Annotated in this window: 18 protein-coding genes; 7 read left to right on the top strand and 11 right to left on the bottom strand. The window is 44.3% G+C overall.

The features are described from left to right. Positions 1–92: 92 nt before the first annotated feature. Entirely contained in the window at positions 93–1,466 is a 1,374-nt protein-coding gene (locus LPB140_RS04645) for a porin (RefSeq protein WP_083550016.1), read from the bottom strand. Between the two features lie 285 nt (positions 1,467–1,751). On the opposite strand from LPB140_RS04645, the gene LPB140_RS04640 reads away from it, so the two are divergent. Beyond that, positions 1,752–2,657 carry an SDR family oxidoreductase gene (locus tag LPB140_RS04640; RefSeq protein WP_072558856.1) on the top strand — a complete coding sequence of 302 codons (906 nt, stop codon included), beginning with the start codon at positions 1,752–1,754 and terminating at the stop codon, positions 2,655–2,657. Between the two features lie 334 nt (positions 2,658–2,991). Beyond that, entirely contained in the window at positions 2,992–3,783 is a 792-nt protein-coding gene (locus LPB140_RS04635; protein WP_156874139.1) for a hypothetical protein, read from the top strand. An 18-nt stretch (positions 3,784–3,801) separates the two neighbouring features. Here the strand turns inward: LPB140_RS04635 and LPB140_RS04630 are convergent, their stop codons facing one another. Then, complete coding sequence (locus tag LPB140_RS04630) at positions 3,802–4,143, bottom strand: DUF2794 domain-containing protein (protein WP_072558855.1); 342 nt, start codon at positions 4,141–4,143, stop codon at positions 3,802–3,804. After that, positions 4,143–4,895, bottom strand: a complete 753-nt coding sequence (gene epsC / locus LPB140_RS04625; protein WP_072558854.1) for a serine O-acetyltransferase EpsC — start codon at positions 4,893–4,895, stop codon at positions 4,143–4,145. The genes LPB140_RS04630 and epsC overlap by 1 nt, the downstream gene beginning before the upstream one ends. Positions 4,896–5,083: 188 nt before the next feature. Here epsC and LPB140_RS04620 point away from each other — a divergent pair, with 188 nt between their 5' ends. Then, positions 5,084–5,986, top strand: coding sequence for a hydrogen peroxide-inducible genes activator (locus LPB140_RS04620; RefSeq protein WP_072558853.1), 903 nt, complete (start codon positions 5,084–5,086; stop codon positions 5,984–5,986). A gap of 44 nt (positions 5,987–6,030) precedes the next feature. Here LPB140_RS04620 and pgsA read toward each other — a convergent pair whose 3' ends face one another. Continuing rightward, positions 6,031–6,603 (bottom strand): CDP-diacylglycerol--glycerol-3-phosphate 3-phosphatidyltransferase, encoded by a 573-nt coding sequence (gene pgsA / locus LPB140_RS04615; protein WP_072558852.1) that lies wholly within the window; start codon positions 6,601–6,603, stop codon positions 6,031–6,033. A 235-nt stretch (positions 6,604–6,838) separates the two neighbouring features. On the opposite strand from pgsA, the gene LPB140_RS04610 reads away from it, so the two are divergent. After that, entirely contained in the window at positions 6,839–8,110 is a 1,272-nt protein-coding gene (locus LPB140_RS04610; RefSeq protein ID WP_072558851.1) for an MFS transporter, read from the top strand. Positions 8,111–8,164: 54 nt separating this feature from the next. Here the strand turns inward: LPB140_RS04610 and LPB140_RS04605 are convergent, their stop codons facing one another. The 7 genes from LPB140_RS04605 to LPB140_RS04575 form a co-directional block, all read right to left on the bottom strand. Then, positions 8,165–8,356, bottom strand: coding sequence for a hypothetical protein (locus LPB140_RS04605; protein ID WP_072558850.1), 192 nt, complete (start codon positions 8,354–8,356; stop codon positions 8,165–8,167). Positions 8,357–8,452: 96 nt separating this feature from the next. Continuing rightward, positions 8,453–9,976: a tryptophan halogenase family protein gene (locus tag LPB140_RS04600; RefSeq protein WP_232223455.1), complete on the bottom strand. Its 1,524-nt coding sequence runs from the start codon at positions 9,974–9,976 to the stop codon at positions 8,453–8,455. Then, a complete protein-coding gene (locus tag LPB140_RS04595) occupies positions 9,976–12,009 on the bottom strand; it encodes a glycoside hydrolase family 97 protein (protein ID WP_418346545.1) in 2,034 nt (677 codons plus the stop codon). Before LPB140_RS04595 ends, LPB140_RS04600 begins: the two co-directional genes overlap by 1 nt. Before the next feature lie 62 nt (positions 12,010–12,071). Next, entirely contained in the window at positions 12,072–13,694 is a 1,623-nt protein-coding gene (locus LPB140_RS04590; RefSeq protein ID WP_072560354.1) for an alpha-amylase family glycosyl hydrolase, read from the bottom strand. Between the two features lie 54 nt (positions 13,695–13,748). Beyond that, entirely contained in the window at positions 13,749–15,620 is a 1,872-nt protein-coding gene (locus LPB140_RS04585) for an alpha-amylase family glycosyl hydrolase (protein WP_232223453.1), read from the bottom strand. Positions 15,621–15,641: 21 nt separating this feature from the next. Beyond that, entirely contained in the window at positions 15,642–17,147 is a 1,506-nt protein-coding gene (locus LPB140_RS04580) for a tryptophan halogenase family protein (protein WP_072558848.1), read from the bottom strand. A gap of 93 nt (positions 17,148–17,240) precedes the next feature. After that, a complete protein-coding gene (locus LPB140_RS04575) occupies positions 17,241–19,916 on the bottom strand; it encodes a TonB-dependent receptor (RefSeq protein ID WP_072560350.1) in 2,676 nt (891 codons plus the stop codon). Between the two features lie 289 nt (positions 19,917–20,205). Here LPB140_RS04575 and LPB140_RS04570 point away from each other — a divergent pair, with 289 nt between their 5' ends. The 3 genes from LPB140_RS04570 (at position 20,206) to LPB140_RS04560 (ending at position 26,229) form a co-directional block, all read left to right on the top strand. Continuing rightward, positions 20,206–21,234, top strand: coding sequence for a LacI family DNA-binding transcriptional regulator (locus LPB140_RS04570; protein WP_072558847.1), 1,029 nt, complete (start codon positions 20,206–20,208; stop codon positions 21,232–21,234). A 155-nt stretch (positions 21,235–21,389) separates the two neighbouring features. After that, on the top strand, positions 21,390–22,925 hold the full coding sequence (locus LPB140_RS04565) for an MFS transporter (RefSeq protein WP_072558846.1): 1,536 nt from the start codon (positions 21,390–21,392) through the stop codon (positions 22,923–22,925). 298 nt (positions 22,926–23,223) lie between these two features. Further along, positions 23,224–26,229, top strand: a complete 3,006-nt coding sequence (locus tag LPB140_RS04560; protein ID WP_072558845.1) for a TonB-dependent receptor domain-containing protein — start codon at positions 23,224–23,226, stop codon at positions 26,227–26,229. Positions 26,230–26,247 lie beyond the last annotated feature (18 nt).

Raw genomic sequence — 26,247 nt, 5'->3', positions numbered from 1 at the left:
TACATTATCATCTCATTTTTTTGCTTTATAAATGCATAAACGGGGGGGCAAGACCATCGCCCTGCCCCCCCTTTTATAATCTCGTCAATTTATTAAAAACTAATTTGAGAGCGGAAGCCCAGCACATTCACACTATAATCACGATTTCCCCCTGCGGCCGCGATTGCTGCATCGCTATAGTCCATTTTGGCATAGTTAATCATGAAACGAACATAATCAATCGGGGTCCAAATTAACGATGCTTGATAGCTGTCTTGTTTACCGCCAAATACCGCATCACCAGCATCGGTTAAGTTTAAACGGTCATAGCGAAGGTTGAATTGCAATGCGCCAAAACCGCCTTTGCCAACAGGATTGCTTACTTTCACACCTTTAAAAACGCCGCCCTTATATTCGCGTTTATCATTGGTTAAAAAGACACCTGCTTCGATTGATTGCCCATCAAAGCTGGGATCTTGTAATCCTGTGCGGTTTAGCTTCAACCAATGTCCTTCGGCGACGGCATGGAAACGTCCCGAAATAACCGCTGCTTCCAAACCATAGCTGGATTCGGTTGTCGCATTATTGATAGTGCCCGTGTTGATAAATCGTACATCGGTTGAATGAACCAATGGGCGTTGGCGATAACGCACAGATGTTACAGTGTCACCCAATTCACGCACATGAACCGATGCGCCCAAATGTAATTGATTGCCTCCAATTTTCGGTGCCACAACAATGCGGCCGTCCAAACTGCGGCTATTATTTCCATCTTCGGCCAAATCATCCACATTATCGGTAAAAACACCCGCCTGTAATAATAATGGTCCATTATTATATTCTGCCGAAATACCCACTTTGCGTTTAAATCCAAATGCGTCGGTAAAGGCGGCGCGTTCCTTAAAGCTGGTGTCATTGCTGCTGGACAATTCTTCCAATCCTTGGAAATTATTATGTTGGCCAACATTGATGGTCACATTTTTGCCGGCATATGCCAAAAATGCGTCGGTTAATTCAACGCCGCCATTGGCGAAATCACCTTCAAATTTATATTCAAAGCCGCCTGGAATTGTCCCCTGAACGCCCAAACGCGCACGGCGCACTTCGTTGGAAAAGCCAAGCCCATTATCGGTTATGCCGCTGGGCGTGGAAACTGTGGCCGCATCATATAAAATCCGTCCGCGTGGTTTAAATGACCAACCATCATCATTGCTAAATTCTGGTGCGCCCTTCCATTTTACTTTTTCTTTACTTTGCGCGGGTTTTTCTTGTGCCTTTGCTTCATTTGCCTTTGCATCTTCGGCCTTTTTCGCATTGGCATCGACCTTATCGGAAAGCACGGCAAGCTGGGCCTTTAACGCCGCGATTTCAGCCTGTAATGCTTCTACATTTTGGCTTTCCTGCGCTGCTGCGGGGTTGATTGATAAGAATAAACAGCTTGCTGCCGCGCTGCTGCTTAATAATAATTTGCCAATATTTTTCTGCATTACAACTTTCCTTAAAAATGATGGCCAGCATGAACGGACCGAAAATGTGTTTATTATATGGATATTTGGCGGAAAATTTTTGCCCGATTACCCAATATGAAACGTCAAAAATGCTTAACCAGCTTTCTGTGACGCAAACATGACTCAAATATTTCAGAAATATTTCATTCATTATAATGTCATAAATTTGACCCTAATGTTTAATCGCGCGGTTAGTTTACGCTTGCGTCAACCTGAATATCATGCGAGATAGTGGCAAATTCAAAAAAATTTAGGAGAATGAATATGTCGATTGATTATAAGGGCAAGGTTGCCATCGTCACCGGTGCAGGCGGCGGGCTTGGCCGTGCATATGCGCTTGAATTGGCGCGGCGCGGGGCAAAGGTTGTGGTGAATGATTTGGGCGGCGCACGCGATGGCACGGGTACATCCGATGCCGCAGCTAAAGTGGTCGCAGAGATTGAGGCATTTGGCGGCGAAGCAATTGCCAATGGCGGCAGCGTTACCGATTATGGCCAAATGGTCGATATGGTCAATCAAGCCAAGGAAAAATGGGGCGGCGTCCATATTGTCATCAACAATGCTGGCATTTTGCGCGATAAAAGCTTTGCAAAAATGGAACCCGAAGATTTCAAATTGGTCGTCGATGTGCATTTGAACGGTTCAGCCAATGTGACCAAGGCCGTGTGGGACACCATGCGTGAACAAGCATATGGCCGTATTTTGATGACCGCATCCTCCACCGGCCTATATGGTAATTTTGGACAGGCAAATTACGGCGCGGCGAAATTGGGCCTTGCGGGCCTTACCAAAACATTAAATATTGAAGGCGCAAAATATAATATCCGTTGCAACACCATTGCGCCGGTTGCCGGCACCAGAATGACCGAAGATATTTTCCCGCCCGAATTATTTGAAAAATTCACACCCGAAAATGTTGCCCCCGCCGCATTATATTTGGTGAGCGAAGACGCACCGTCAAATATGATTATTGGCGCGGGCGCAGGCGCATATCATGCCGCCTATGTCACCTTAACCCCCGGCATTGCCTTGCCAGAGGGCGAACGCACCGTGGAGGCAATTGCCGAAAATTTTGCCGCCATTACCGACCGCGCGGGCGAAATTGTGCCGCAATCGGGCAATGAACAATCAATGGTTGTTTTAAACGCCCTCAACGCCTTGGCGAAATAGGGTTAAAGAAAATAAGGCATAAATTATAATCCTTTACGGGACATTATTTATAACATAAAAGGCCTCTTGTTCATATGAGCAGGAGGCCTTTATGTATAGCAATGGGGACATTTAATCGGCTGTTGATGCTGGAATATTATCAAAAGAAACCGCCCTTGCCCTTCGCGCCCATGTTGAGGAACAACGCGCCATCCCAGCGGAGGGACAAGAACAATTCCGGTTAATTACCAATTTTCAGGATATATTTGTTGCCGTCGCCATTCTTATCATCCTTTCTGCGACTATCATTATCGGCATTGTTTTTATTCCGGTATTTTCAACAATATTTGTCTCTTTGTCGAGCTGGATTCTGGCAGAATATTTTACCCGTAAAAAGTTAATGGCGCTGCCCTCTATCATTTTATCGATTAGTTTTGTCGGCTCAATCGCTGCATTTGGCTTTCATATAACTGGCTTAGGCTTCACGTTTACCGACCTATTTGATCCGAATTTTAATAAATTATTAGTTGTTGCTGGATTTTTTGGTTCTTTGGCCGCATGGGGACATTGGAAAAGATTTAACGTGCCCATTTCCTTGGCCTTACTTGCGGCATCACTAACGCTGGCTATCACCGCTTTAATTTCATCAATTTTTAGCACTATAGTCTATGAACATATAAAAACCTTCCTCGCTTTGGCCGGCATTATTATCTTCATCATTGCTATGCGATGGGATATTGCGGACAGAAAACGCCTTACTATAAAAAGCGACGTTGCATTTTGGTTGCATTTATTGGCCGCCCCTTTACTCACCCAGCCATTATTCATATTGGCCGGGTTATTAAATAGCCAAGGCGCTGATTTATTGCCCATTCTTACTATATTTATCACTTATTTCATATTCGCAATTATATCTTTGATGATTGATCGCCGCGCCTTATTATTATCGGCATTATCATGTGTTTTAATCGCCCTTTATTATCTTTTTGATAGCTTCGGCATGGTGGAGTTAAACGTCGCGCTAACTGCTTTAATCATTGGCTCGGCATTATTAACCCTATCCGTTTTTTGGACAAAATTACGCGCGAATATTGTAAATTTATTGCCCGCTAAGTTTCAGGAATATCTGCCGCCCTTAACGGAATGAATAAGCGGCAAATATATCTTAACCGTTTATCGCCTTAATCAATTTGCGTTCCAATGGGGCCAACACACCGGAAAGTTCAGCCCCGCGTTTTAATATCATGCCATTTTCGTTAAATAACGCCCACATTCCCTGTTTCATATGCAGGGAGGGGCGTTTTTCCACCCGATATTCCGGATTTTCCGCACTGCGCCGAAATGCCGAGAAACTGGCATAATCACGTTCCATCACAATGGCATAATCGCGCCATTTACCCGCCGCCACCATGCGCCCATAAATATCCATTATTTTGGACAATTCCTCTCGGATAAACACCACCTGATTTGGGCCATTATGTTGGGGAAATGGCGCAACAACACCCATTAGGCAGCGTTATTTTTCTTAACTGATGCAGGCTTTGCAATTTCATTATTGCTAAACAGGTCATTTTGCTGAGCCTTGGCCAATTCGCCATTTAAGCGGCCAATTTCCTTTTTCATCATGTCAATTTGACATTGCAACAGTTCAAATTGTTGGGTTGTGGGGTCAAAAATTTCCTCACATGGCGTGCCATAGGGCATAAATTCATCACAGCAATTTTCAATATCGGCTTTGCTGGGCTTTTCCTTTTGAATAGGCCGCGCCTTAATTCCCACCATGGTCGCGCCTGCATCGACATCGTCCGTCACCACAGCAGCCGCGCCAATACGCGCGCCAACGCCGACATTTATAGGCCCCAATATTTGTGCGCCCGACCCAATAATCACATTGTCCATGATGGTGGGATGTCGTTTCCCGCTAATCCCATTTGTGGGATTTGTCCCGCCCAAGGTGACATTTTGATAAATGGTGACATTATCGCCAATCTCTGCGGTTTCGCCAATTACACTAAAGCCATGATCAATGAATAAATTTTTGCCAATTTGGGCGCCGGGGTGAATATCTATGCCGGTTAAAAAACGGCTGATATGGTTGACCAGCCGCGCCACAAAAAATAATTCGCGCTGAAACAACCAATGGGCAATATGGTGCAGGAAAATCGCCCATAATCCGGGATATAGCAAAATTTCCATCCGTGAACGCGGCGCGGGATCGCGCGCAATGATGGAATCGATAAAGGAGATGATTTTTGCCATATTTCACGCTTTTATAACATTATTATCCATAAATACCGCCGGTATTAAAATTTAATATGGGGGCATTGCCCGTTGGATGCAATGGTGGGATATTATATTTGTGTTTATTATATATTGCGGCACGGAACGAAAAAAGGTTACATTGAAAAAATCGATTATAAATTTGTTTTTAACAGGCACAGCCGATTATGAGTAGCTATTATCCCAGCATTAAACAATTGCAATATTTGGTCGCGTTGGAGGAATTTGGCCATTTTGGCAAGGCAGCAGAGGCCAGTTTTGTTACCCAATCCACCCTATCTGCCGGGATAAAGGAGTTGGAGACTTTATTGGGCATTATTTTGGTGGAACGCACGAAACGCACCGTGCGATTTACCCCTTTGGGCCAAAAAGTAGTGAAAAAGGCGCATGAAATTTTGCGCGAGGCAGAGGCGTTGACCGATTTGGTGCAAGCAGAGGGCAAGCCCCTTGCCGGAGAACTGCGCATGTCGGTTATCCCGACTATCGCGCCATTTTTATTACCAAAATTATTACCGCAGCTGCGTGAAAATTATCCTGAATTAAAATTATTCCTGCGCGAAGAAACCAGCAGTGATGCATGCAATGCATTATCGCATGGACAGGTGGATTGTGTTTTATTGGCCCTGCCTTATAATATTGGCGCGGTGCATAGCGAATTTTTATTTGATGATGCGCTGCACATTGCCTTTGCGCATGGGCAAGATAATAATCCGCCTGCGGTTATAACCCCGGAAATTATCGACGAAAGCACACTATTATTATTGGTCGATGGCCATTGTTTAAAAGATCATGCGCTTTCCGCCTGTAACCGCCCGGAAATAAGCGCATCGGCGATGATGATGGGCACATCACTGCACACTTTGGTGCAAATGGTGGATAATGATTTGGGCACAACTTTGCTACCGCAAATGGCGATAAGTTCCGGATTATTAAATGGCACAAATGTGCGGGCCAGACCATTGGACGCGAAAAATGCCCTACGCAAAATCGCGCTTATTTGGCGGCATAATAGCCCGCGCCATGACGAATTTTTATTATTGGCTCAGGCGATAAAAAAATTACCGCGATGAAAAGGCAATATGGTCAACTATAATTTGCAATAATTTGCCGCAAATCAATCCATATGCCGCACACCAATGCGCAGATAATCCCAACCAGTAATCAATGTTAAAACTGCCGCCCCCCACAGGGTAAGCAGCGCCGCATCCTTTAAAATTTCATATTGGGGCAATGCGCCGGCCAAAATAATCCCGCCAAGGGCCAATAATTGAAAGGTGGTTTTCCATTTTGCCAAATTGGACACGGGAACGGAAACCTGAATACCCGCCAAAAATTCGCGCAGCCCCGACACAATGATTTCACGCAGCAAAATAATCAACGCCGCAATAACATGCCAATCATCGATATCGCGAGTAAATACCAACATTAAAATGACCGCAGCAACCATGATTTTATCCGCAATCGGATCTAAAAAAATGCCAAGCCGCGATACCGCGCCCTGAGCCCGCGCCAAATATCCATCAAAATAATCAGTAATCGCCATTAAAGCATAAAGCAGAAAAGCCAGCCCATAATCCACGCGGAAGAAATAACCAAAATCGGGCAAGCTACCCGGCCACAGCAGAAATACCAAAATTGGCACAGCAAAAATACGCGACAGCGTTAAAATATTGGGTAAGCTTAACATAGTTTATTTAACTAGCGTGATTTGAAATGAAAATCACTACACAATTTTATATGGCCGAATTTATGTAATATTTTGCCTATATGCCCTTATCAAACAGCCGATATTGGCATTTATTATATTGATGGAAAATGCAATATATGATTTGCCATTGCGAACATGATGTCTATGGTGCGCGCAACATAATGCATCACAAAAAACGCTTATTCAATTGCAATAGAAAAGGCCCGCCACCCGCATGAAAAGTATCACTTCACTGCTCCGCAGCCGTTTTTTCCTGCCGCTTTTTATCACGCAATTCTTAAATGCCTTTAACGATAATTTTTATCGCATGGCCATGGTCATCATGGTTACATATACCATTTATTCCGACCCCACGCAGGAGGCACAATTTAACGCGCTGGCGGGCGGGTTGTTAATGCTGCCTTTCTTTTTATTTTCCGCCATTGCCGGACAATTGGCCGATGGCATCGACAAAACCAAAATCATTAAAATGGTGAAAAGTGCGGAAATATTCATCATGCTATTGGGGGCATTGGGCATCCATCTGCACAATATTCCCATTTTGTTGGCCGCCATGTTTTTAATGGGCCTGCATTCCACATTTTTCGGGCCGATTAAATATGGTATTTTACCCCAACATTTAAAGGAAGATGATGTTCTGGCCGGCACCGGATTTGTGGAGGCGGGAACATATATTGCCATTTTGGGCGGCACCATATTGGGCGGCATATTACAGCCCGATGACGCAGCAATCGGCATCATCATCGTTGCCATAGTCGGCAGGATAAGCGCACAATTTGTGCCCCCCGCCCCGCCAGAGACAGGCCAAGCGCCATTGAAAATTGATTGGAATATTTTTCGGGCCAGCTGGCGTTTAATCCGTGATACCATGCATGTGCGCCGTTTATTTTTGGCGATTATGTCGATTAGCCTGTTTTGGGCCATTGCCGCCATATTGGGCGCACAATTTCCGCCCATGGTGAAAAATGGCCTGCATGGCGATAATACGGTTGCGACTTTATTTACCGCCATTTTTTCCATCGGCATTGCCATTGGATCGATAATAATCAGCAAATTGTTAAATGGTAAAGTATCGGCCAAATATGCGCCAATATCGGTTATTGTCATGGGTTTATTCGTGCTGGATTTATGGTGGTCAATTGGCAATTGGCAAATTATTTCGGGCGATGCGTTAAATTGGCGGGAATTTTTATCCCTGGCCCAGGGGGACAGGATTTTAATCGCGCTATTGGGGATTTCGGTTACCGGCGGTATGTTTGTTGTGCCATTATATGCATTTTTGACCACCACGGTTGAACGATCCAAAACAGCCAGCACCATCGCCGCCAATAATATTGTGAACAGCGGGTCTATGGTTTTGGGCGTTGTGACTTATGGTCAAATGGCGGGGCTTGGCGTGCCGATTACCGACACATTATTCCTTGTCGCGGCCATGTGCATTATCTCTGCATGGCTGGCGTGGAAATTGCATAAAGCATGTGATTAAATATGCGTAATTCAAAAATCGCGCGATTAAATAGCACAATGAAAATTAACATAATTACGCGATAAAGGTAATGAACACAGTAAAAAATGCGACAAAGCTAATCGTGAAAAGATGAACATCTTCATCCTGCCACCAGCTTTGCTTTTTTGCCTTTGGTGGGGTTTCCACAAAAATGGCAGGATGCATGCTGGAGCGGAACGGATGGCGAAATTGTTCGCTGGTCAAGACAAGATTATTTTTCCTCATACATAATCATTAACGATTTATTAAACATATTTGCTAGGGTAATTCATGGTTAACAAAAACCTGTCCCATGGTGAAACATTGAACAGGCTGTATAAGCTATAATTTGCCTAATAATTCAGCATGAGAGGGGAAATTATCCGCATGGTCGGCCAGAAAATTTTCGATTTCTTGCATATCATAATGGCGAATATCATCCCCAGCGGGAATCATTTTATCCTCCATTGGGAAAATTCCATATCCGCTGAACAGGCAATGCCAGCTTAATGACGAATAATAGCTAGAAATATTTTGCCGCCCAATTTCGCGTGTCAAATCACCTGCGGTAAACCATGTTGTTATTATTTGTTTTAACGATGGCGACAAATTTTGATTTTGCGCATTGTCCCGCCAATATTGGGTGTCATGACGTTGGTTTAATTTATAATGCGCGACAATATAATCACAAATACCGTCATAACGGCGGCCTATATCTTCGTTAAAAATGGCCTGCGCATCCGCAATATCTGTATTTTCTGGATTATTATATTGCGCAATGAATTTTTCCATGGTCGCCAACACAATATGAATTGCCGTCGCCTCCAATGGCTCTAAAAAGCCTTGGGACAGGCCAAGGGCCATGCAATTTTTGACCCAGCTATTTTCAACACGGCCCACCTTCATCTTTAAATGGCGGACATGTCCCTTATCCTCCAACGCGCCAATTTCTGTTCGAAATTCAATTTCGGCTTTATCATCACTTTGATAATGGCTGGAATATACATAACCATTGCCCGTCCGATTGGTCAAAGGGATATTCCATAACCAACCCGATGATAATGCCCGCGCACCTGTATAATTATTTGGCCCTTTATCCGCCGCCATTGCGGGCAATGTCGGCATCACCACCGCACTGTCATTAAACAACATATCGCCATAGGATATGAATTTCTCGTTCAAACTCTTCTGAATTAACAGGGCGCGAAAACCCGAACAATCGATAAAGAAATCGGCCCTATATTCACCACCATCTTCATCAATAATCGCATCAATTTCTCCCATGGTGTTAAGTGATGCGCTGTTTATTTTACGGTCCAAATGGCGAACACCCCGATCAAGCGCCAATTTTTTCAAAAATTGCCCCACCAAATGAGCATCAAAATGATAACCATAGCTTAATTGATGTGGATAACCATTTTTGGCAATCGGCCCATTGCCCATGCGGGCCAATTTTGTGGGCAAGAAAAATAAATCAGGATGAGCGGGCACATTGCGGGCCGTGCGCCGCGCCAATGCATTATAATAAAATGCAGGCAATATTTGCCCATCCAATTCAGATTGAAAGGGATGAAAATAGCGGTCAAACCCATGCCGATTTGACCATCCTTCAAAATTTATACCCAATTTATAGGTCGCATTGCATTGCGGCATCCATTGCCGCTCCGTCACGCCCAAAATATCAAAAAACGCCTTTAATTGGGGGGTTGACCCCTCCCCCACGCCAATAATGCCAATATCAGCGGAGTCGATAAGGGTGATTTTCACCCCCCTATCGCTCCAATGATGGGCAAGCAAATTTGCCGCCATCCATCCCGCCGTGCCGCCTCCCAATATGATAATGGATTTTGGAGGCGTCATGGACATTAGGGTAGATATTCCAATTGAATGGCAAATCCACCCGCCGGCGCAATGCGCAATTTCAATAAATCGCCGCTTTCGACTATTTTACTTTCCTTGACCATATTATGGCGCGTTTTATCAAGCCCGCTAGCTCCATCACCATCGCGGTAAATGGTCGCACGATATTTACGGCCTGCCTCCAAAAATGATAATGCAACATTGACCATGCGTTCATGTTCATCGGTAACACCGCCAACAAACCAATTTTTGCTTGCCTTATCTTGGCGTGCTTGCACCGCATAATCGCCAATTTCACCCATTAAAGTGATGGTTTCTTTCCAATCCACGGGAACTTTTTCAACAAATCCCAATGCATCGGGATAGGCCGCCAAATTTTCCGGCAGGTCCGCCGCCATTTGAATGGGCGAATAAATGACCAGATATAGCGCCAATTGCCGGGCCAAGGTTGATTCAATATCACGGCCATTTTTACCCTTTAATGAAAATACACCTGGTGTGTAATCCATGGGGCCGGATAACATACGGGTAAAGATTAAATTGGGAACATGTTCAGGAATATTGGCCGGTTCGCCCCATGCCTGATATTCCATGCCGCGCGCGCCCTCGCGGCTGACCCAATTGGGATAGGTGCGGCGAAGTCCGGTATCTTTAATCGGTTCATGTGGATTGACGGCAATTTTATTTTTCGCCGCTTCTTCTACCACCTTTAAATGATGCTGCGCCATTTTTTGACCATCATGCCAATAAAATGCTTCATCTTGCATATTTTCACCCGGCCCAATAATGCCGCCCGCATCGGCAACATAGCCGGTTTTAACAGCATCAATGCCCAATGACGCATATAATTTCATGGCGTTTGATAATTGGGCTTCATAAATTTTTATATTACCGCCGGTTTCATGATGGCCAATAATATGCACACCCTTTTTACGGGCATAATCGGTAACTTTTTTCAAATCGAAATCGTCATAGGCCTCGGTAAAGCTGAAATCGCGGCCGCTGCCAAACCATTGGCCATCCCACCCCTTATTCCATCCTTCGATTAAAATTCCGCGAAAGCCATGCTTTGCCGCAAAATCAATATGCTTGATGGCATTTTGGGTTGTTGCCCCATGTTTCGCGCCCGATGCCCAACTGCTGCCATCCAAATGCATTTCCCACCAAATACCAATATATTTATGTGGTTTAAACCAGCTGACATCTCCCAATTTATTGGGTTCATTTAAATTTAATTCCAAATCATTATCATATAATCCTGGCGCATTATCGGCAAATCTTATGGTCCGCCACGGGGTGGTAAAGGGCGTATCACGCAGCACCTTTGGCCCGGATGGGGATGGGGACAGGGTGGCGCGGAAATTATTCCCCTCCATCCTTTTTAACCACATGGCCGAATAATCAACCAATGCCGCCTCGTGAAAGGCAATATATGTGCCGTCGGTCAATTTCATGCTTATCGGGGAATGGGCGGTGGACACGGCATTGATTGCCGATTTTTGATATAAATATTCATATCTGTTCCAATCACCTGCCTGTATCCACCATGCATCACCATTTTGCGCAATGTTAAATTCGGTCAACTCATCGGCGATTTTCGCGCTTTGCAGCCCATTTTGTTTCGGCAATTCATATCGAAAGCCAAGGCCATTATTAAATAAACGAAAACGCAGCGTCATGGTGCGCCCATCGCCATTTTGCGCATTATTTCCCGTTAATTGATTATCTTTAAAAATAATCGATATTTCATTATGATTATTGGTGACAAATTGTCTTTCGCCCCATGGTAATTCCCATTGTTCATCCACCGTGGATTTTTGGCTGCTAATCATGGTAAAACCACGATTTAATGGGTTATTATCGGTGAGTAAAAAACCCATTTTTGATGGTGCGATAATCGCCGCGCCATTACGATCCAGCCGATATGAAATTCGCCCATCACCATCCAATGAAATGGTCAAAACCGCCTTTTCGTCCGGTGATTTTATGGTTTCAATATCCTTGCCCCACGCCATTTGCGGCAGCGAAATTGAAACCATAATCACTGCCAATATTGTCTTGAATTTTCTTACTTTCATTTTCTCTCTCCGCCCCAAATACATTAAATATTCGACATAATCATCGCGCCATATGCACCGATTTGCCATGATCCGGCCTGTGATATATTGCCGCCTTCATTATATATTATCTGCCATTTTTCCGGTTTCACCGGCATATAGTGCCGCGTTTCCATGCCCAGATTGAAAATGCATGATATGCATTGGCCCTCTGCATGACGTTCAAAAACCAATAAATCATCATTGGCGATAAGGATTTTAATTCCGCCATGACGCAGCGCGGCATATTCTTTACGCAGCCTTATTGCCTTTCTGGTCAAAGAAAGAATTGAATTTTCGTCATTATTTTGGATATTAACCGCCATTGCGCCATGATCATCGCCAAAGGGCAACCATGGTTGAACCGTGCCAAAGCCAAGGAATTCGCGTTTATCATCCCATGGCATGGGGGTACGAACGCCATCACGGCTAAGCGTTAATGGCCAATTGGCAATTGCTTCGGGATCTTGCAACATATCAAATGGTATATCCACCTGCGTCAGGCCCAATTCTTCCCCCTGATATATAATGATATTTCCGCGCAAACATGCCAATAACATTATCTTCATCGCCGCAAATTCATGTCGATATTGCGGCGCGGCCCAGCGCGAAACAGCGCGCGGCGCATCATGATTTTCAAATGCCCAACTTGGCCAGCCAATATGCGTTTCTTCGGGCCATTGTTCCACCGCCTCACGAACCAAGGCCGGCGTTAATTTTTCGGCATAAAGGAAATTAAAACCATAGGCGCTGTTCAACCTTTGGTCGCCATGGGTGAATAATTTCATCTCGCGCTCTGCATCATCACCGCCCACTTCGGCCACGGTGAAAATACCGTCATATTGGTCCAACAATGCGCGAATACGTTCAATAAAAATTGGGATATCCGGATGCGATTGATTAAATTGCCGCAATTGAAAATCAAAAGAACGGGTCCGTTTTTTATTTGATGGCGGCGCAGGCGGGTTATCGCGCAATTGCGGATCATGCATGGCAAAGTTTAACGCATCAATGCGAAAGCCATCAACCCCGCGGTCAAGCCAAAATTTAGAGACATTTAATAATGCATCTTGCACTTCAATATTATGCACATTTAATTGTGGCTGGCTGGACAAGAAATTATGTAAATAATATTGGCCGCGCCGCGCATCCCATGTCCATGCCGGCCCGCCAAAAACTGATTGCCAATTATTGGGCGGCGAACCATCGGCCTTTGCATCGGCCCAAACATACCAATCCGCCTTGTCATTATCGCGGCTTGACCGGCTTTGCGTGAACCATGAATGAATATCCGATGTGTGGGAAAATACCTGATCAATAGTGACTTTAAGTTTCAATGAATGGGCACGGGCAACCAAATTATCAAAATCATCCAATGTGCCAAAAATGGGGTCCACATCGCAATAATCGGCGACATCATATCCAAAATCTTTCATCGGCGATGTGAAAAATGGCGATATCCAAATCGCATCTACGCCCAATGAAGATATATGCTCTAAATTTTGGGTTATACCTGGCAAATCGCCAATGCCATCGCCATTGCTGTCGGCAAAGCTGCGCGGATAAATTTGATAAATCGCCGCGCCCCGCCACCATGGCTGGATTATTTCATGCGCTGTTTGTGCCATTATTTCATGTGTCATATTTTAAAAAACTTATTCCAATTTTCGTTTATTTTATTGTTATTCTGCACCAATTATCGCGCGGCATATTGCAAAACTTAACGGCGCCATCTGCACTTTAATGCTTCCTGTTGTGCTTATTTTTTTGGGGCAACTTCCTGTAATATTTTCAAAATTCATCGATGCGCCATCAACCTCTACATTGGCAGTTATGTTTTCATTGGCGCTGTTAAATAATAATAAATATTCGCTGCCATCATCTGGATCAAAACGCGATACAGCGATAATTCCCGATTTTTCGCCATAAAGACGCAATTTCTGATCTCCTGAACGCAGCGCCTTATGCTGGCTTCGGATATCGGCCAATGACGAAATCAATTGATAAATTGGGTGACCCATATCAAAATTACTATCCGCTGTTGTTGCATTTGTTCCGATAAGGACATTATCATTATAAACCGCCGTTTTTGATGGGAACATATCTTCGCGCGCATCTTGATCATTTCCATCGCTGACAAATCCTTGTTCGTCGCCGGAATAAATGGTTGGCACGCCGCGAAGGGTCATCAACAAAGCATGGGCCAATTGCACCCTTTTTAACAATTCTTCGTTTGAAATGCCGGGGCGATCTTGTTTAATCATGCCCGATAATCGGCCCATATCATGATTGCCCAAAAATGTTGGCAATGCCTTGGCCGCTATATCGCCGCCTTCATATAAAATATCTTGGCTAAATAATGTGCGTAATCCCGTGCCGCCATCATCCTGCCCCACGGCCTGACGCACCGCCGCCTGAAATGAAAAATCAAGCAATGCAGGAAAGCCGTCACGGCGCGAAAATTGTGCCAAATATCCCGGATTTACACCATCGCCATATACTTCACCAAAAATATGGAAATTGGGGATGCCCTTATTTTTTGCCTTTTCCAAAATAGCCGGAATGAATTTCTGCCAAAATTGGTGGTTCACATGGCGGGCAGTGTCAATGCGGTATCCATCTATGCCATATTTTTCAATCCAATCGGCATAAACATCTATAAAACCGTCCACCACAACTGGGTTTTCGGTCATAAAATCATCCAAGCCAACAAAATCGCCATATTGGCTGGATTCATTTTGAAATGTCGTATCCCCGCGATTATGATAATATATCGGGTTGTTCATCCAATCGGGTTTTTTAATATTGGCTTCTTCTTTGGCAAGCATCACCGTTCCGGCATAATTGGGGTTGGTCAGCTTTTCAAAATTTTCTTTTGTTTGAATATGGTCGCCCATAAATCCTTCATTAATGGCTGGGCCATCCACCCCGCCCAATGTGGTATAGGGATAATCGGCTTTGCTGCGATATTCACATTGATTTTGCTCTGCACATTCCTTGGTTTTCAATACATCCGCGCTATGGTTGGTAATGATGTCCATATACACTTTCATGCCCCGCGCATGGGCCGCATCGACAAAGGCTTTAAATTCTTCATTACTGCCAAAATGCGGATCAACAGAGGTAAAATCGGTTACCCAATAACCATGATATCCTGCACTTTCGCCATTTTTGGGACCCTGAACCGGTTTATTTTTGAAAATGGGGGCAAACCAAATGGCGGTCACGCCCATGCCTTGAATATAATCCAAACGGTTAATCAGGCCCTTTAAATCGCCACCATGATAAAAACCCTTATGCGATGGATCAAATCCTGTTTTTAACCTGTCACCCTTTATCCCGCCATTATCATTGCAGGTATCACCATTTTCAAAACGGTCGGGCAGGACAAAATAAATTACCTCATCGCTTTGCGGTCGGGCGCGCAAATCTTGCAGAATATTTTGTGTTTTTGCGTCATATGTTTTTATGTCATGACCCGCCGCCATGGCGCCATGTGATTGTCCCATGATGGCAGCAGAGGATAAAAGCCCCAATAGTATCAATTTAGTCATTCTCATTTTCTCACTCCTCCATCATAGATGACCTGTAAATTTAGGCTCTATTTTTCTGTCCAATAATAAATTTATAAATTCGCGATGATCCACCATTTTGCCGGCAATATCGCGCGCATGGGCGCCGGAAATATTGATAAACTCGGCCAATTGGGCATCATCCAATTTATTGGCAAGCGGGTGATAGGCGCGGGGCATTATCCCCTGCCCGACCATCAATTGCACCCAACCAGCCTCGGTAAATAATTCCTCATCATGGCGAAAAATTTGACCCGATTGCTGAAATAAATTTATCCTGTCTTTTAAACTTTGCGGAATTTCCAATGCGCGACATCTGGCCCAAAATGGCTCTTTTCGTTGATTTGCATAATAATGCAGGATTAAAAAATCCCGTATCCCCTGCCATTCAATCTGACTTTGTCGTTCAAATTCCTGTGCCAAAATTTCGCATTGCGGCCCGCTGGGTAATAGAGACAAAAATCGCGCAATCGCAGTTTGTATTAAATATATTGATGTGGATTCAAGCGGCTCCATAAATCCACCTGACAGGCCAAGGGCAAGGCAGTTTTTAACCCATTGACGTCGGCGGCCCGTTGTAAATTTTATATGGCGCGGTTCTTCATATGGTTCGCCGTCCAAATGGGCCAATAATATCGCCTGCGCCTCATCCGCACTCATATATTCGCTGCAAAAAACATGGCCATTGCCCACGCGGTGCTGCAACGCAATGCGCCATTGCCAACCTGCTTTATGCGCCTTTGATATGGTATAAGGTTTTAATGGCCCATTATCCGCGCAGGGCACGGTCACCGCACCATCACATGGCAGAAAATGCGACCAATCATCAAATTTTGCGCCCTGATTTTCACCGATTAACAAAGCGCGAAATCCGGTGCAGTCGATAAAAAAATCGCCGCTTATCTCATCACCATTTTCAAGAATTAAGCTGTCAACATTGCCATTTTGGCCATTATTATTGACCTGGACTATCTTACCCTCAACACGTCTTACCCCGCGACTTTCGGAATATTCGCGTAAAAATTTTGCATAAAGGCCCGCATCAAAATGATATGCCCATGCCACACCGCTATGCCCGCCATTTTTTAATGCCAAATGGCTGTATAAATTTTGATATGCGGCCTGTGCGCTGGGGCTGGCATCCCAAAGCGTGGATATATTGCCCGCCAAATTGGCCCGCAGCCAATATTGATAATAGCTGATAAGGCCAAGCGGCCTGCCCATATCACCAAAGGCATGAATATATTTTTGGTCGGGCCGTCCCCAGCCATCAAATATAATACCCAGTTTGAAACTGCCCTTTGTTTTTTGAATAAATTCGCGTTCATCAATGCCCAATCCTGCATTAAATGTGCGGATCGGCGGAATAGTTGCCTCGCCCACGCCGATGGTGGAAATATCATCCGATTCAACCAAAATAATATTATAATTGGGCGAAAGAAAGCGGGCAAATGCAGCAGCCGCCATCCAACCAGCGGTCCCTCCGCCGGCAATGACAATATTTTTCATTGCCGCCTCCTTCCATAGGCTTTTGCGAATTTACACCAGATTATCAGCCCCCGCCCCATTTGGAAATAGAGCGGGGATCGATAGTTTATCTTATCAAAATTTATAGGTAAATCCGGCCAAGATACGGCGGCCATAAATTTGATAATCAAGCGCTTTTAAACGATTTCCATCACCATCAATTGATGCAAAACGCTCATCAGTTAAATTTTGCCCCTGAACATATAGCGACAATCCTTGCAATGCGCTGCCATCTTGGAAGTCATAGCCGATTTGCGCATCGACAATAAATTCACCCAATGCAGTGCGGCGTGCCAAATTCCCGCCGAAACCGGAAAAATCACCAAGGAAGCTTGAACGATAACGACCGCTTACCCGGCTGTTAAAGCCCCATTTTTCAAAATATACCGTGCCATTGGCAACCCATTTTGAATATCCAGGGATCTGATCAACATTACCGCCTGCATCCTTTACCTTTGTGTTGGTATATCCAACGCCGCCAGTAAAACCAAATCCATCCAAACTGCTGCTGATATTATTAAATGGCAATGTCATGGACAATTCCGCGCCATATAATGAACCGCCACCTGTGTTAAAATTGGTTTCCAATAAACCAATATTTGACGTTGGCGTTTGGCCGGTTGGTGTTGGATATCCAGTATAATCAAAGATTAAACGGGCACGATCAATATAGGATTTTATATCTTTATAAAAGAATTGTGCCGAAATAATGCCAGAATTTCCGAAATATTTTTCAAAATTTACATCAATTGCATTGGCACGATATGGCCGCAAAAACGGATTGCCGCCGCCGCCATTGATAAACGGACCATTTGCCCCTGTGGGGTTATTGGCCGCATTTGTATCAATGCCATAGGATACAGCCGCCCGCAAATCATCCAAACGGGGACGTTGAATTTGACGAGAAGCCGCCACACGAATTACAAAATCGCTATCAAAACGCAGCGACAGGTTCATGCTGGGCAACACATCCCAATAATTATCACCCAAGGTAACATTTTGGGCAACATTGCTGGCAAAAACTATACCTGATGATGATTGATCGGTATTTATCGCCTGAACCCCGAAATTACCGGTTAAGACAGCAGATGTCATTTCATGCTCAATATCCGCTTGCACATATATGGTCATCAAATCTTCTCTAATTTGATATGCCTTTGCCGGGATATCGGGTGATAAATTGCGCTCCAATGTCAACACACCGCTTGCGATTAATTCACGCGCATCATAGCTAACAATCGGACCAAGACCCAAATAAGACAAATTGGTCGGGCGCAATAATGCCGATGTTGGAATGACACTTTGTGTTGCAGTTCCCGCCAAACGCACCAAAAATTCATCAGGGGTCAAGCTTTTATCACGGTCGGTATAGCTCCATCCTGCTTTTACAGCAGATAAAAATCCGTCCAATTCTTTTTCAACGCCAACACGATATTGTTTCAATTCATCTTCGACAATACGGTTATTATAATAACCCGCTTGCGGCACTGTGCCGCCACCCCAACCCAATGGGTCGGTTAAGAAAATGCGTGTTGGGTCGCTATAATTTAATGAGGGACTAAACACTGTGCCGGTTTCATTTGATGTAAAACCAATGGTCGCAGATGCGCCATTTGATGTGTCATCACCATTAAATCCTGTGCCAGCATAGGATTCAATACTTAATTCATTGCGGTCTGTTTTGGAATATCCAATGTCCAAAAATGCTTTCCAGCCATCATCGCCTTCATATTCCGCATTATATCCAAATGAATATTGATCCGCCTTGCGTTCAAAAATATCATTACGAATAACGCCCCGAACATTGGTAAATGTGCCTGCGGTTGCAAAACCATTGGTCACTGTTGCCGTTGCCGGATTAAATCCAGTGCCAAATGCACCAAAACCAAGTGGCAATTCGATGCCGCGTTTTGATTGATCATCGGTGAATTTTGAATAAAATCCATCAAATGTCATCATCAAATTATCAGTTACCTGATATTGCAAAGTGCCGTTAATACCAAAACGTTCCAATTGGGTGGAAGTCACAAATGACTTTGATCCACCAATAACATTGGGGCTGGCCGTTGTGCCTGCGCCTGCATATCCCCATGCGTTAAATTCTTGTAATTGATATGGCTCATCAACATAGGCAGCGGCCAAAGAAATGCCAATTGTATCATCGGCAAATTGGTCCACATAGGTTGCATTAACACGGTAACCAAAATCTTTTGATCCGGCGTTTAATTTACCCAAATCGGCATAGCTGCCGCGTGCGCCAATGGCCAAAATTTGCTTACCTGCTTCCAATGGGCGGATGGTGCGAACATCAATTGTACCGACAAGCCCCTGTCCCACCAATGATGCATTTGGAGATTTATATACCACCACCTGATTGACTATTTCGGATGGATATTGGTCAAATTCAACCGCGCGGGCATCGCCCGTGCTGGTTTGTTCACGGCCATTTAACAATGTTTGCGAAAAATCCGGACCAAGACCGCGAATGGCGATGATATTTGCACGCCCGCTAGTGCGCTGTGATGTTAAACCGGGCAAACGCGCAATGGATTCACCAATGGAAGCGTCAGGCAATTTACCAATATCTTCGGCAGAAACCGATTCCACAATTTGATCATTATTCTTCTTTTCTGCGACCGCATTTTCAAGGCTGGCCTGAAATCCGGTAACAATAATGACCTGATCTTCGTTTTGTTTTTCTTTATCCTTATCTTGCGCATACGCAGGCGCAATCATCAGGCCAATTGCCATTGATGCGCCCATGGCAACGCGGCTTGTTTGGGACAGATGCCTGCCCAATAATAAATTGGATTTCTTCATTATATACTCCCTAGCCAACATCGCGCATATTATAATTTGACGATATTCTCTCTCGCTAATTCTCTCACGCAATGTATTGTTATTTTTTTACCGAATTCCTCGCCCGGTATGTTGTTACATATTTATCATTTGCCAATTGCGATAGCTCAATGCATACGTATTCAATTATGCATAGCTTTTTTCCTTTGTTTTTGACTTTCGTTGTCAATTAAGATTTTATATGACCAATCGTCCAACCTCTTTTGATATTGCACAATTGGCTGGCGTGTCACAGCCCACGGTTTCACGTGCTTTAAGCGGCAATAAGGCAGTGAGTGAGACAACAAGAAAGCGGATTGAGGCCATTGCCGCGCAATTAAATTATCGTGTCGATAAAAATGCGTCTTCGCTTCGCAAACAAAGCTCCAGCACCTTGGCATTATTATTTTTTGAAGACCCCACCCCAGATGATAGTTTAATCAATCCATTTTTCCTGACCATGTTGGGGTCGATTACGCGGACCTGCGCGGCCAATGGATATGATTTGTTAATTTCAATGCAGCAATTATCAAATGATTGGCACACCGATTATCAAGATACGCATAAAGCAGACGGTATAATCCTGCTGGGCTATGGCGATTATGAAGATTATCAGGAACGCTTGGCACAATTGAAAAAACATCAAACCTGTTTTGTTCGTTGGGGCGCAGTGGAACAGGATAGTGCAGGATATACTTTGGGTTCAGATAATCGGGGCGGCGGGCGAATGGCCGCGCAGCATTTACACAATATTGGTCGGCGCAATATCGCATTTTTGGGCAATAGCAGCCATCATTATCCTGAATTTAGAGAGAGGTTTCAAGGTTTTGAGGAGGCATTATTGCTTTGCGGCATATCGCTGAACCCCCAATTGCAAATTGACGCAATAACGACCGAAGAATCGGGATATGATGCGGCATGTAGATTGATTGCAAAAGGCATATTTTTCGATGCAATATTCGCCGCAAGTGACTTAATCGCCATTGGCGCAATGCGCGCATTAAAGGAAAAACAAATTAACGTGCCTCAAGAAGTCGCCATTATTGGTTTTGATAATTTACCCAGCGCCGCCATGACCAACCCATCGCTGACCACTATATCACAGGATGCAAAGGGCGCAGGCGAAGCATTGGTCCTTTCCCTATTGGGTCAAATTAACAAAAAGACGCAACAGGTCATCACCCTGCCCACAAAATTAATGATGCGGGATTCGACCAATATTTTGACGTAAGATCATCCAATTTATGTATCATTTTACGGCTAATTATATTTTTATTATAATGCATACGAATACATAAATATGCATTCTTGCCTAAAGGGGTAAGATACGCGCACTATAAGTTTAACAAAATAATCTGATTAAATAATAAGTGCGGAGGGGATATTATGGCACAGGTAAAGCCAATTCAAAATTTTGCAGGTTTATGGAATATTTCATTTGGCTTTTTTGGAATTCAAATTGGCTTTGCCCTGCAAAATGCGAATATGAGCCGCATTTTCCAAACATTGGGTGCGGATTTGGACAATTTGGCCATTTTATGGATTGCGGCCCCGCTGACCGGTTTATTGGTTCAACCGATTATCGGCCATTTTAGCGATCGAACATGGCTTGGCAAATTGGGCAGACGACGGCCATATTTCCTTGCTGGATCAATTTTTGCTGCATTGGCGTTAATCATCATGCCGCATGCTGAAATTTTATGGTTTGCCGCGATGATGCTGTGGATTTTGGATGCCTCCATCAACATTTCAATGGAACCATTTCGTGCATTTGTTGGCGATATGTTGGATAAAAAACAACATACAGCCGGTTATTCATTACAAACCATGTTCATTGGTGCGGGCGCGGTTATTGGCTCTATCTTCCCCTATGCCCTGACATGGTTGGGGGTATCGGGCGAAGCCATGGGCAATAATATTCCAGATACCGTTAAATATAGTTTTTATTTTGGCGCAGCCGCAATGTTTTTTTCGGTTTTATGGACCGTGGTTTCGACCAAGGAATATAGCCCAGAAGAAATGCGCGCCTTTAACCAAAATGATCCCGCGCATAGCAATGCCGCCCATTTAGATGATAATGTAAGCGCACTCAGTCAAAAAAAATTACATTCCTCTATTTTATGGATTGCGGCGGGCGCAGCCATTGTCGCCATGGTCACGCCATTGCAATTGAATAAGGAAATATTCCTGCTGGGCGGGTTGATTTGCGGATATGGCATTATCAGCATGGCCGCAATAATCATGGCGAAGTCAGGACAACAAAGGGATAAGGATGATAATTTTTTAAGCCATATTGTCGGTGATTTTGCCGGAATGCCGCCCATTATGAAGAAATTGGCATTGGTCCAATTTTTCAGCTGGTCCGCGCTGTTCACCATGTGGATTTACACCACACCCGTGGTAGCCCAATATTTTTATGGCAATGCCGATCCGCAATCCGCTGCATATCAACAGGCGGGTGATTGGGTTGGCATTTTATTTGCATCCTATAATGCCGTTGCTGTTTTTGCCGCATTGATATTTTTGCCGATTTTATCCAAAAAACTGGGCAATATTAAAACATATATGGCGGGGCTGATATGCGGCGGCGCTGGTTTTTTAAGCTTCTTTTTATTCACCGACCCCATAATGTTGTTATTCAGTGAAATTGGCGTCGGCATTGCATGGGCCACAATTTTGGCAATGCCTTATTCCATTTTGGCATCGAACCTGCCTGCGCAAAAAATGGGCGTATATATGGGGCTTTTCAATATTTTCATTGTTGTGCCGCAATTATTGGTGGCCACCATTATGGGATCAATAGTCAACGCATTTTTTCCAAATGAACCCATTTGGACAATGGCCATTGCAGGCGGCACATTATTTTTGGCCGCAATTGCAACATTGTGGATTAAAACCGAAGATGAGGGAATGAAGGATTAAGTAATTTATTACGAAAAAATAGCCTTAATAAATACTTAAAGGATTTACGCAAAGAAGGTTAACTGTTGCTATGATGCCACAACAAATAAATAATCTTTGCTTAAATGGCGTAAATGCTTTGCTTCTTCCACCCTCTTTACTTTAACGATTGTCTCAACTCTATAATTGACGCGATATGTTTGGAGCATATTGCCTGAATTTGGGGGAAGATAAATCCGCATTATCCTTAAACATTCATGGTTGTTTCGACTGCCTATATGCTTGTTTAGAAATGCAAAATTAAGTAGGGGCTGATAACGTGAATAATATACGTCTAAGCAATTTGAAATATGCCGCCGCGCCTTTGGCAATCGGTTTGGCATTAATTTCCACTCCATCTTTCGCACAAAATGCTGATGAAGATACAGCATCAAATCCTGGAATCGTTGTGACCGGTTCTCGTATTGTGCGTCCAGATTTGGAATCAACAAGTCCTGTGACTGTTGTTGGTTCAGAAGAAATCGCCGCAACCGGTACAACCCGTATCGAAGATCTTGTTAACACACTTCCAAGTGTTGTTGGCGGTCAAAACAGCTTTATTTCTAATGGCGCATCAGGAACGGCTACCGTCGATCTTCGCGGCATTGGCACAACCCGCACCTTGGTGTTGGTAAATGGTCGCCGTTTGCAACCTGGTGATCCAACCTTACCTGTAGCTGACCTTAACCAGATCCCTGCTGCATTGGTAGAGCGTGTTGAAGTATCAACCGGCGGTGCGTCGGCTGTTTATGGTGCCGATGCTGTTGCTGGCGTTGTTAACTTTGTGATGAAAACCGATTTTGAAGGTATTCAATTAAATTCACAATATGGTTTCTATCAACATAGCAACCGTAACAAAGAAGTTGTTGATACCGTTGGTGGCAGCGACTTAACCATTCGTGATCGTATGGACCAACGCGGTTTTTCATACCCAACAGGTAATGTTGTTGATGGTCAACAATGGGATACCAACCTAACCATTGGTGGTAATTTCGGTGATGGCCGTGGTAACTTTGTTGGTTATTTGGGCTATCGTCAAGTTAACCCAATTTTGCAAGGCAGCCGTGATCACTCATCATGCGCATTGTCACGCAGTGCATCATCCAACCGCGTAACCTGCGGTGGTTCTGCAACTGCACCAAATGCAACCATTGCCGATTTGGCATTTGGTGATATCGTATTTGGTACAGCGCAATCTGACGGTTCAATTGGACCCTATGGCGGCGCATATAACTATGCTCCAATTAACTATTTCCAACGTCCTAACAAACGCTGGACAGCTGGTTTCTTTGGCAATTATGAAATCAATGACAACATTGATGTTTATGCAGAGTTCATGTTCATGGACAGCCGCACCGTTGCGCAAATTGCGCAATCTGGTACATTCTTTAACCAATATGACATTGCATGTAACAGCCCATTGTTAAGCGCTGCAACCGGTGCGTCTTTGTGCTCACAGCTTGATACAGCTGCTGCTCAAACCGCTGGTTTGGACTCAACAGCTGGTGATGGCATTGTTTCATTGCTAATCGGTAAGCGTAACGTAGAGGGCGGCGCACGTCGTGATGACCTTCGTCACACAACTTATCGTGCTTTGACCGGTGCTCGTGGTGAAATCACTGGCAACTGGCGTTATGATGTTTCTTTGCAATATGGTACAACCGTATTCCAAGAAACATATTTTAACGATTTGTCATCTTCACGTTTGGCAAAAGCGTTAAACGCAGTAAATGTTGGCGGCAACATCGTTTGTGCCGTTAACGCCGATGCAATTTCGTCAAATGACGATGCAGCTTGTGCGCCTTATAACCCATTTTGGGGCCAAGGCATTGTAACCAACGCAGCAAATGGCATCACTCAAGCAGCGATTGACTATGTAAACGTTCCTGGTTTCCAACGTGGTACAACCGAAGAATATATTGCTTCTGGTTATGTCACCGGTGAACTTGGTTCAATTGGCAATGCAAGCCCAATTGGCTTAGTGCTTGGTACCGAATATCGTAAAGTTCAAATCGACCGTTCGGTTGATGCGGCATTTGCGACCGGCGATTTGGCTGGACAAGGTGGTCCTCAACAAAATATTAACGGCGAATTTTCAGTAAAAGAACTTTTCACTGAATTGCTTGTTCCTATTGTTGAAGATGCTCCATTTGCAAAATCATTGTCGTTGGAATTGGGATATCGTTATTCTGATTACACCTCAATCGGCAGCACCCATACCTATAAAATCTTGGGCGAATGGTCTCCTATTGATGCATTGAAATTCCGTGGCGGCTACAACCGTTCGGTTCGTGCACCAAATGTGGTAGAATTATTCTCACCAAATGTTATCGGTCTTTGGGGTGGTTCTGACCCATGTGCGGGTGCAACACCAACATTTACCGCAGCACAATGTGCCAACACCGGCGCCACCAACTATGGCGGCATCGCGGCAAGCCCTGCTGACCAATATAACCAAATTGGTGGTGGTAACCCCAATCTGTTCGAAGAAACAGCTGATTCTTGGACCGGTGGTGTGGTTATTGACGGTTCGTCATTCTTGCCAGGTTTCACCGCAACTGTTGATTATTTCAACATCAATATCAAAGACGCGATCCAAGGAATTGGCGCTCAAACGATTTTGAACACTTGCGGCTTAACCGGAGATGCGTTCTTCTGTAGCTTGATCCAACGTGATCCAGTAAGCCAAAATCTGTGGGTAGGTAATAATGCCTTTATTACCAATACACAGCGTAATATTGGTGGTCAGAAAGTTGACGGTATTGACGTAGGTGTTAACTATTCACGTGAACTTGGCTCAGGCCGCGTTAGCTTGAATATGAACGGCACATGGTATAACAGCTTCCGTGTTGATACCGGAGTTGTTGTTCCTGCTCAAAATCTTGACGGTAAATATGACTGCGTAGGATTGCATGGTTCGGTTTGCGGAACTCCGCTTCCTGAATGGCGTCATACTGCACGTTTGGGTTACAGCATGGATAATGGCATCGGACTTTCTGTTCGCTGGCGTTATGTTGGCGCTGTAAAAACAGACGGCAACAACCCAGATGCAGATTTGGGCGGTTCAGTTGATCCACGTTCAGACATCAGCGCTCAAAACTATTTTGACTTGACCACTGATTTTGACATCAACGATACATTCAGCATCACCGCTGGTGTAAACAACATCTTTGATCGTGACCCACCATTGGTTGACGGCCGTTTCTCATCAAACGCCAACACCTATGTTGAAGTATATGATCCAGCAGGTCGTTATGTATTTGTTGGCGCGAAAATGAACTTCTAAGTTTATTTTTAGCTTAAA

It is taken from the genome of Sphingorhabdus lutea, from assembly GCF_001889025.1.
Classification (GTDB): Bacteria; Pseudomonadota; Alphaproteobacteria; order Sphingomonadales; family Sphingomonadaceae; genus Sphingorhabdus_B; species Sphingorhabdus_B lutea.
The sequence above is the reverse complement of the archived record's forward strand: the minus strand, read 5'-3'. Positions and strand labels throughout refer to the sequence as shown.

Bases quoted from the DNA above. Each gene is read 5' to 3' on its own strand.
- LPB140_RS04645 (WP_083550016.1), bottom strand. From the start codon at position 1,466: ATGCAGAAAAATATTGGCAAATTATTATTAAGCAGCAGCGCGGCAGCA.
- LPB140_RS04640 (WP_072558856.1), top strand. From the start codon at position 1,752: ATGTCGATTGATTATAAGGGCAAGGTTGCCATCGTCACCGGTGCAGGC.
- LPB140_RS04630 (WP_072558855.1), bottom strand. From the start codon at position 4,143: ATGGGTGTTGTTGCGCCATTTCCCCAACATAATGGCCCAAATCAGGTG.
- epsC (WP_072558854.1), bottom strand. From the start codon at position 4,895: ATGGCAAAAATCATCTCCTTTATCGATTCCATCATTGCGCGCGATCCC.
- LPB140_RS04620 (WP_072558853.1), top strand. From the start codon at position 5,084: ATGAGTAGCTATTATCCCAGCATTAAACAATTGCAATATTTGGTCGCG.
- pgsA (WP_072558852.1), bottom strand. From the start codon at position 6,603: ATGTTAAGCTTACCCAATATTTTAACGCTGTCGCGTATTTTTGCTGTG.
- LPB140_RS04610 (WP_072558851.1), top strand. From the start codon at position 6,839: ATGAAAAGTATCACTTCACTGCTCCGCAGCCGTTTTTTCCTGCCGCTT.
- LPB140_RS04605 (WP_072558850.1), bottom strand. From the start codon at position 8,356: ATGAGGAAAAATAATCTTGTCTTGACCAGCGAACAATTTCGCCATCCG.
- LPB140_RS04600 (WP_232223455.1), bottom strand. From the start codon at position 9,976: ATGTCCATGACGCCTCCAAAATCCATTATCATATTGGGAGGCGGCACG.
- LPB140_RS04595 (WP_418346545.1), bottom strand. From the start codon at position 12,009: ATGGTTTCAATTTCGCTGCCGCAAATGGCGTGGGGCAAGGATATTGAA.
- LPB140_RS04590 (WP_072560354.1), bottom strand. From the start codon at position 13,694: ATGGCACAAACAGCGCATGAAATAATCCAGCCATGGTGGCGGGGCGCG.
- LPB140_RS04585 (WP_232223453.1), bottom strand. From the start codon at position 15,620: ATGACTAAATTGATACTATTGGGGCTTTTATCCTCTGCTGCCATCATG.
- LPB140_RS04580 (WP_072558848.1), bottom strand. From the start codon at position 17,147: ATGAAAAATATTGTCATTGCCGGCGGAGGGACCGCTGGTTGGATGGCG.
- LPB140_RS04575 (WP_072560350.1), bottom strand. From the start codon at position 19,916: ATGGCAATTGGCCTGATGATTGCGCCTGCGTATGCGCAAGATAAGGAT.
- LPB140_RS04570 (WP_072558847.1), top strand. From the start codon at position 20,206: ATGACCAATCGTCCAACCTCTTTTGATATTGCACAATTGGCTGGCGTG.
- LPB140_RS04565 (WP_072558846.1), top strand. From the start codon at position 21,390: ATGGCACAGGTAAAGCCAATTCAAAATTTTGCAGGTTTATGGAATATT.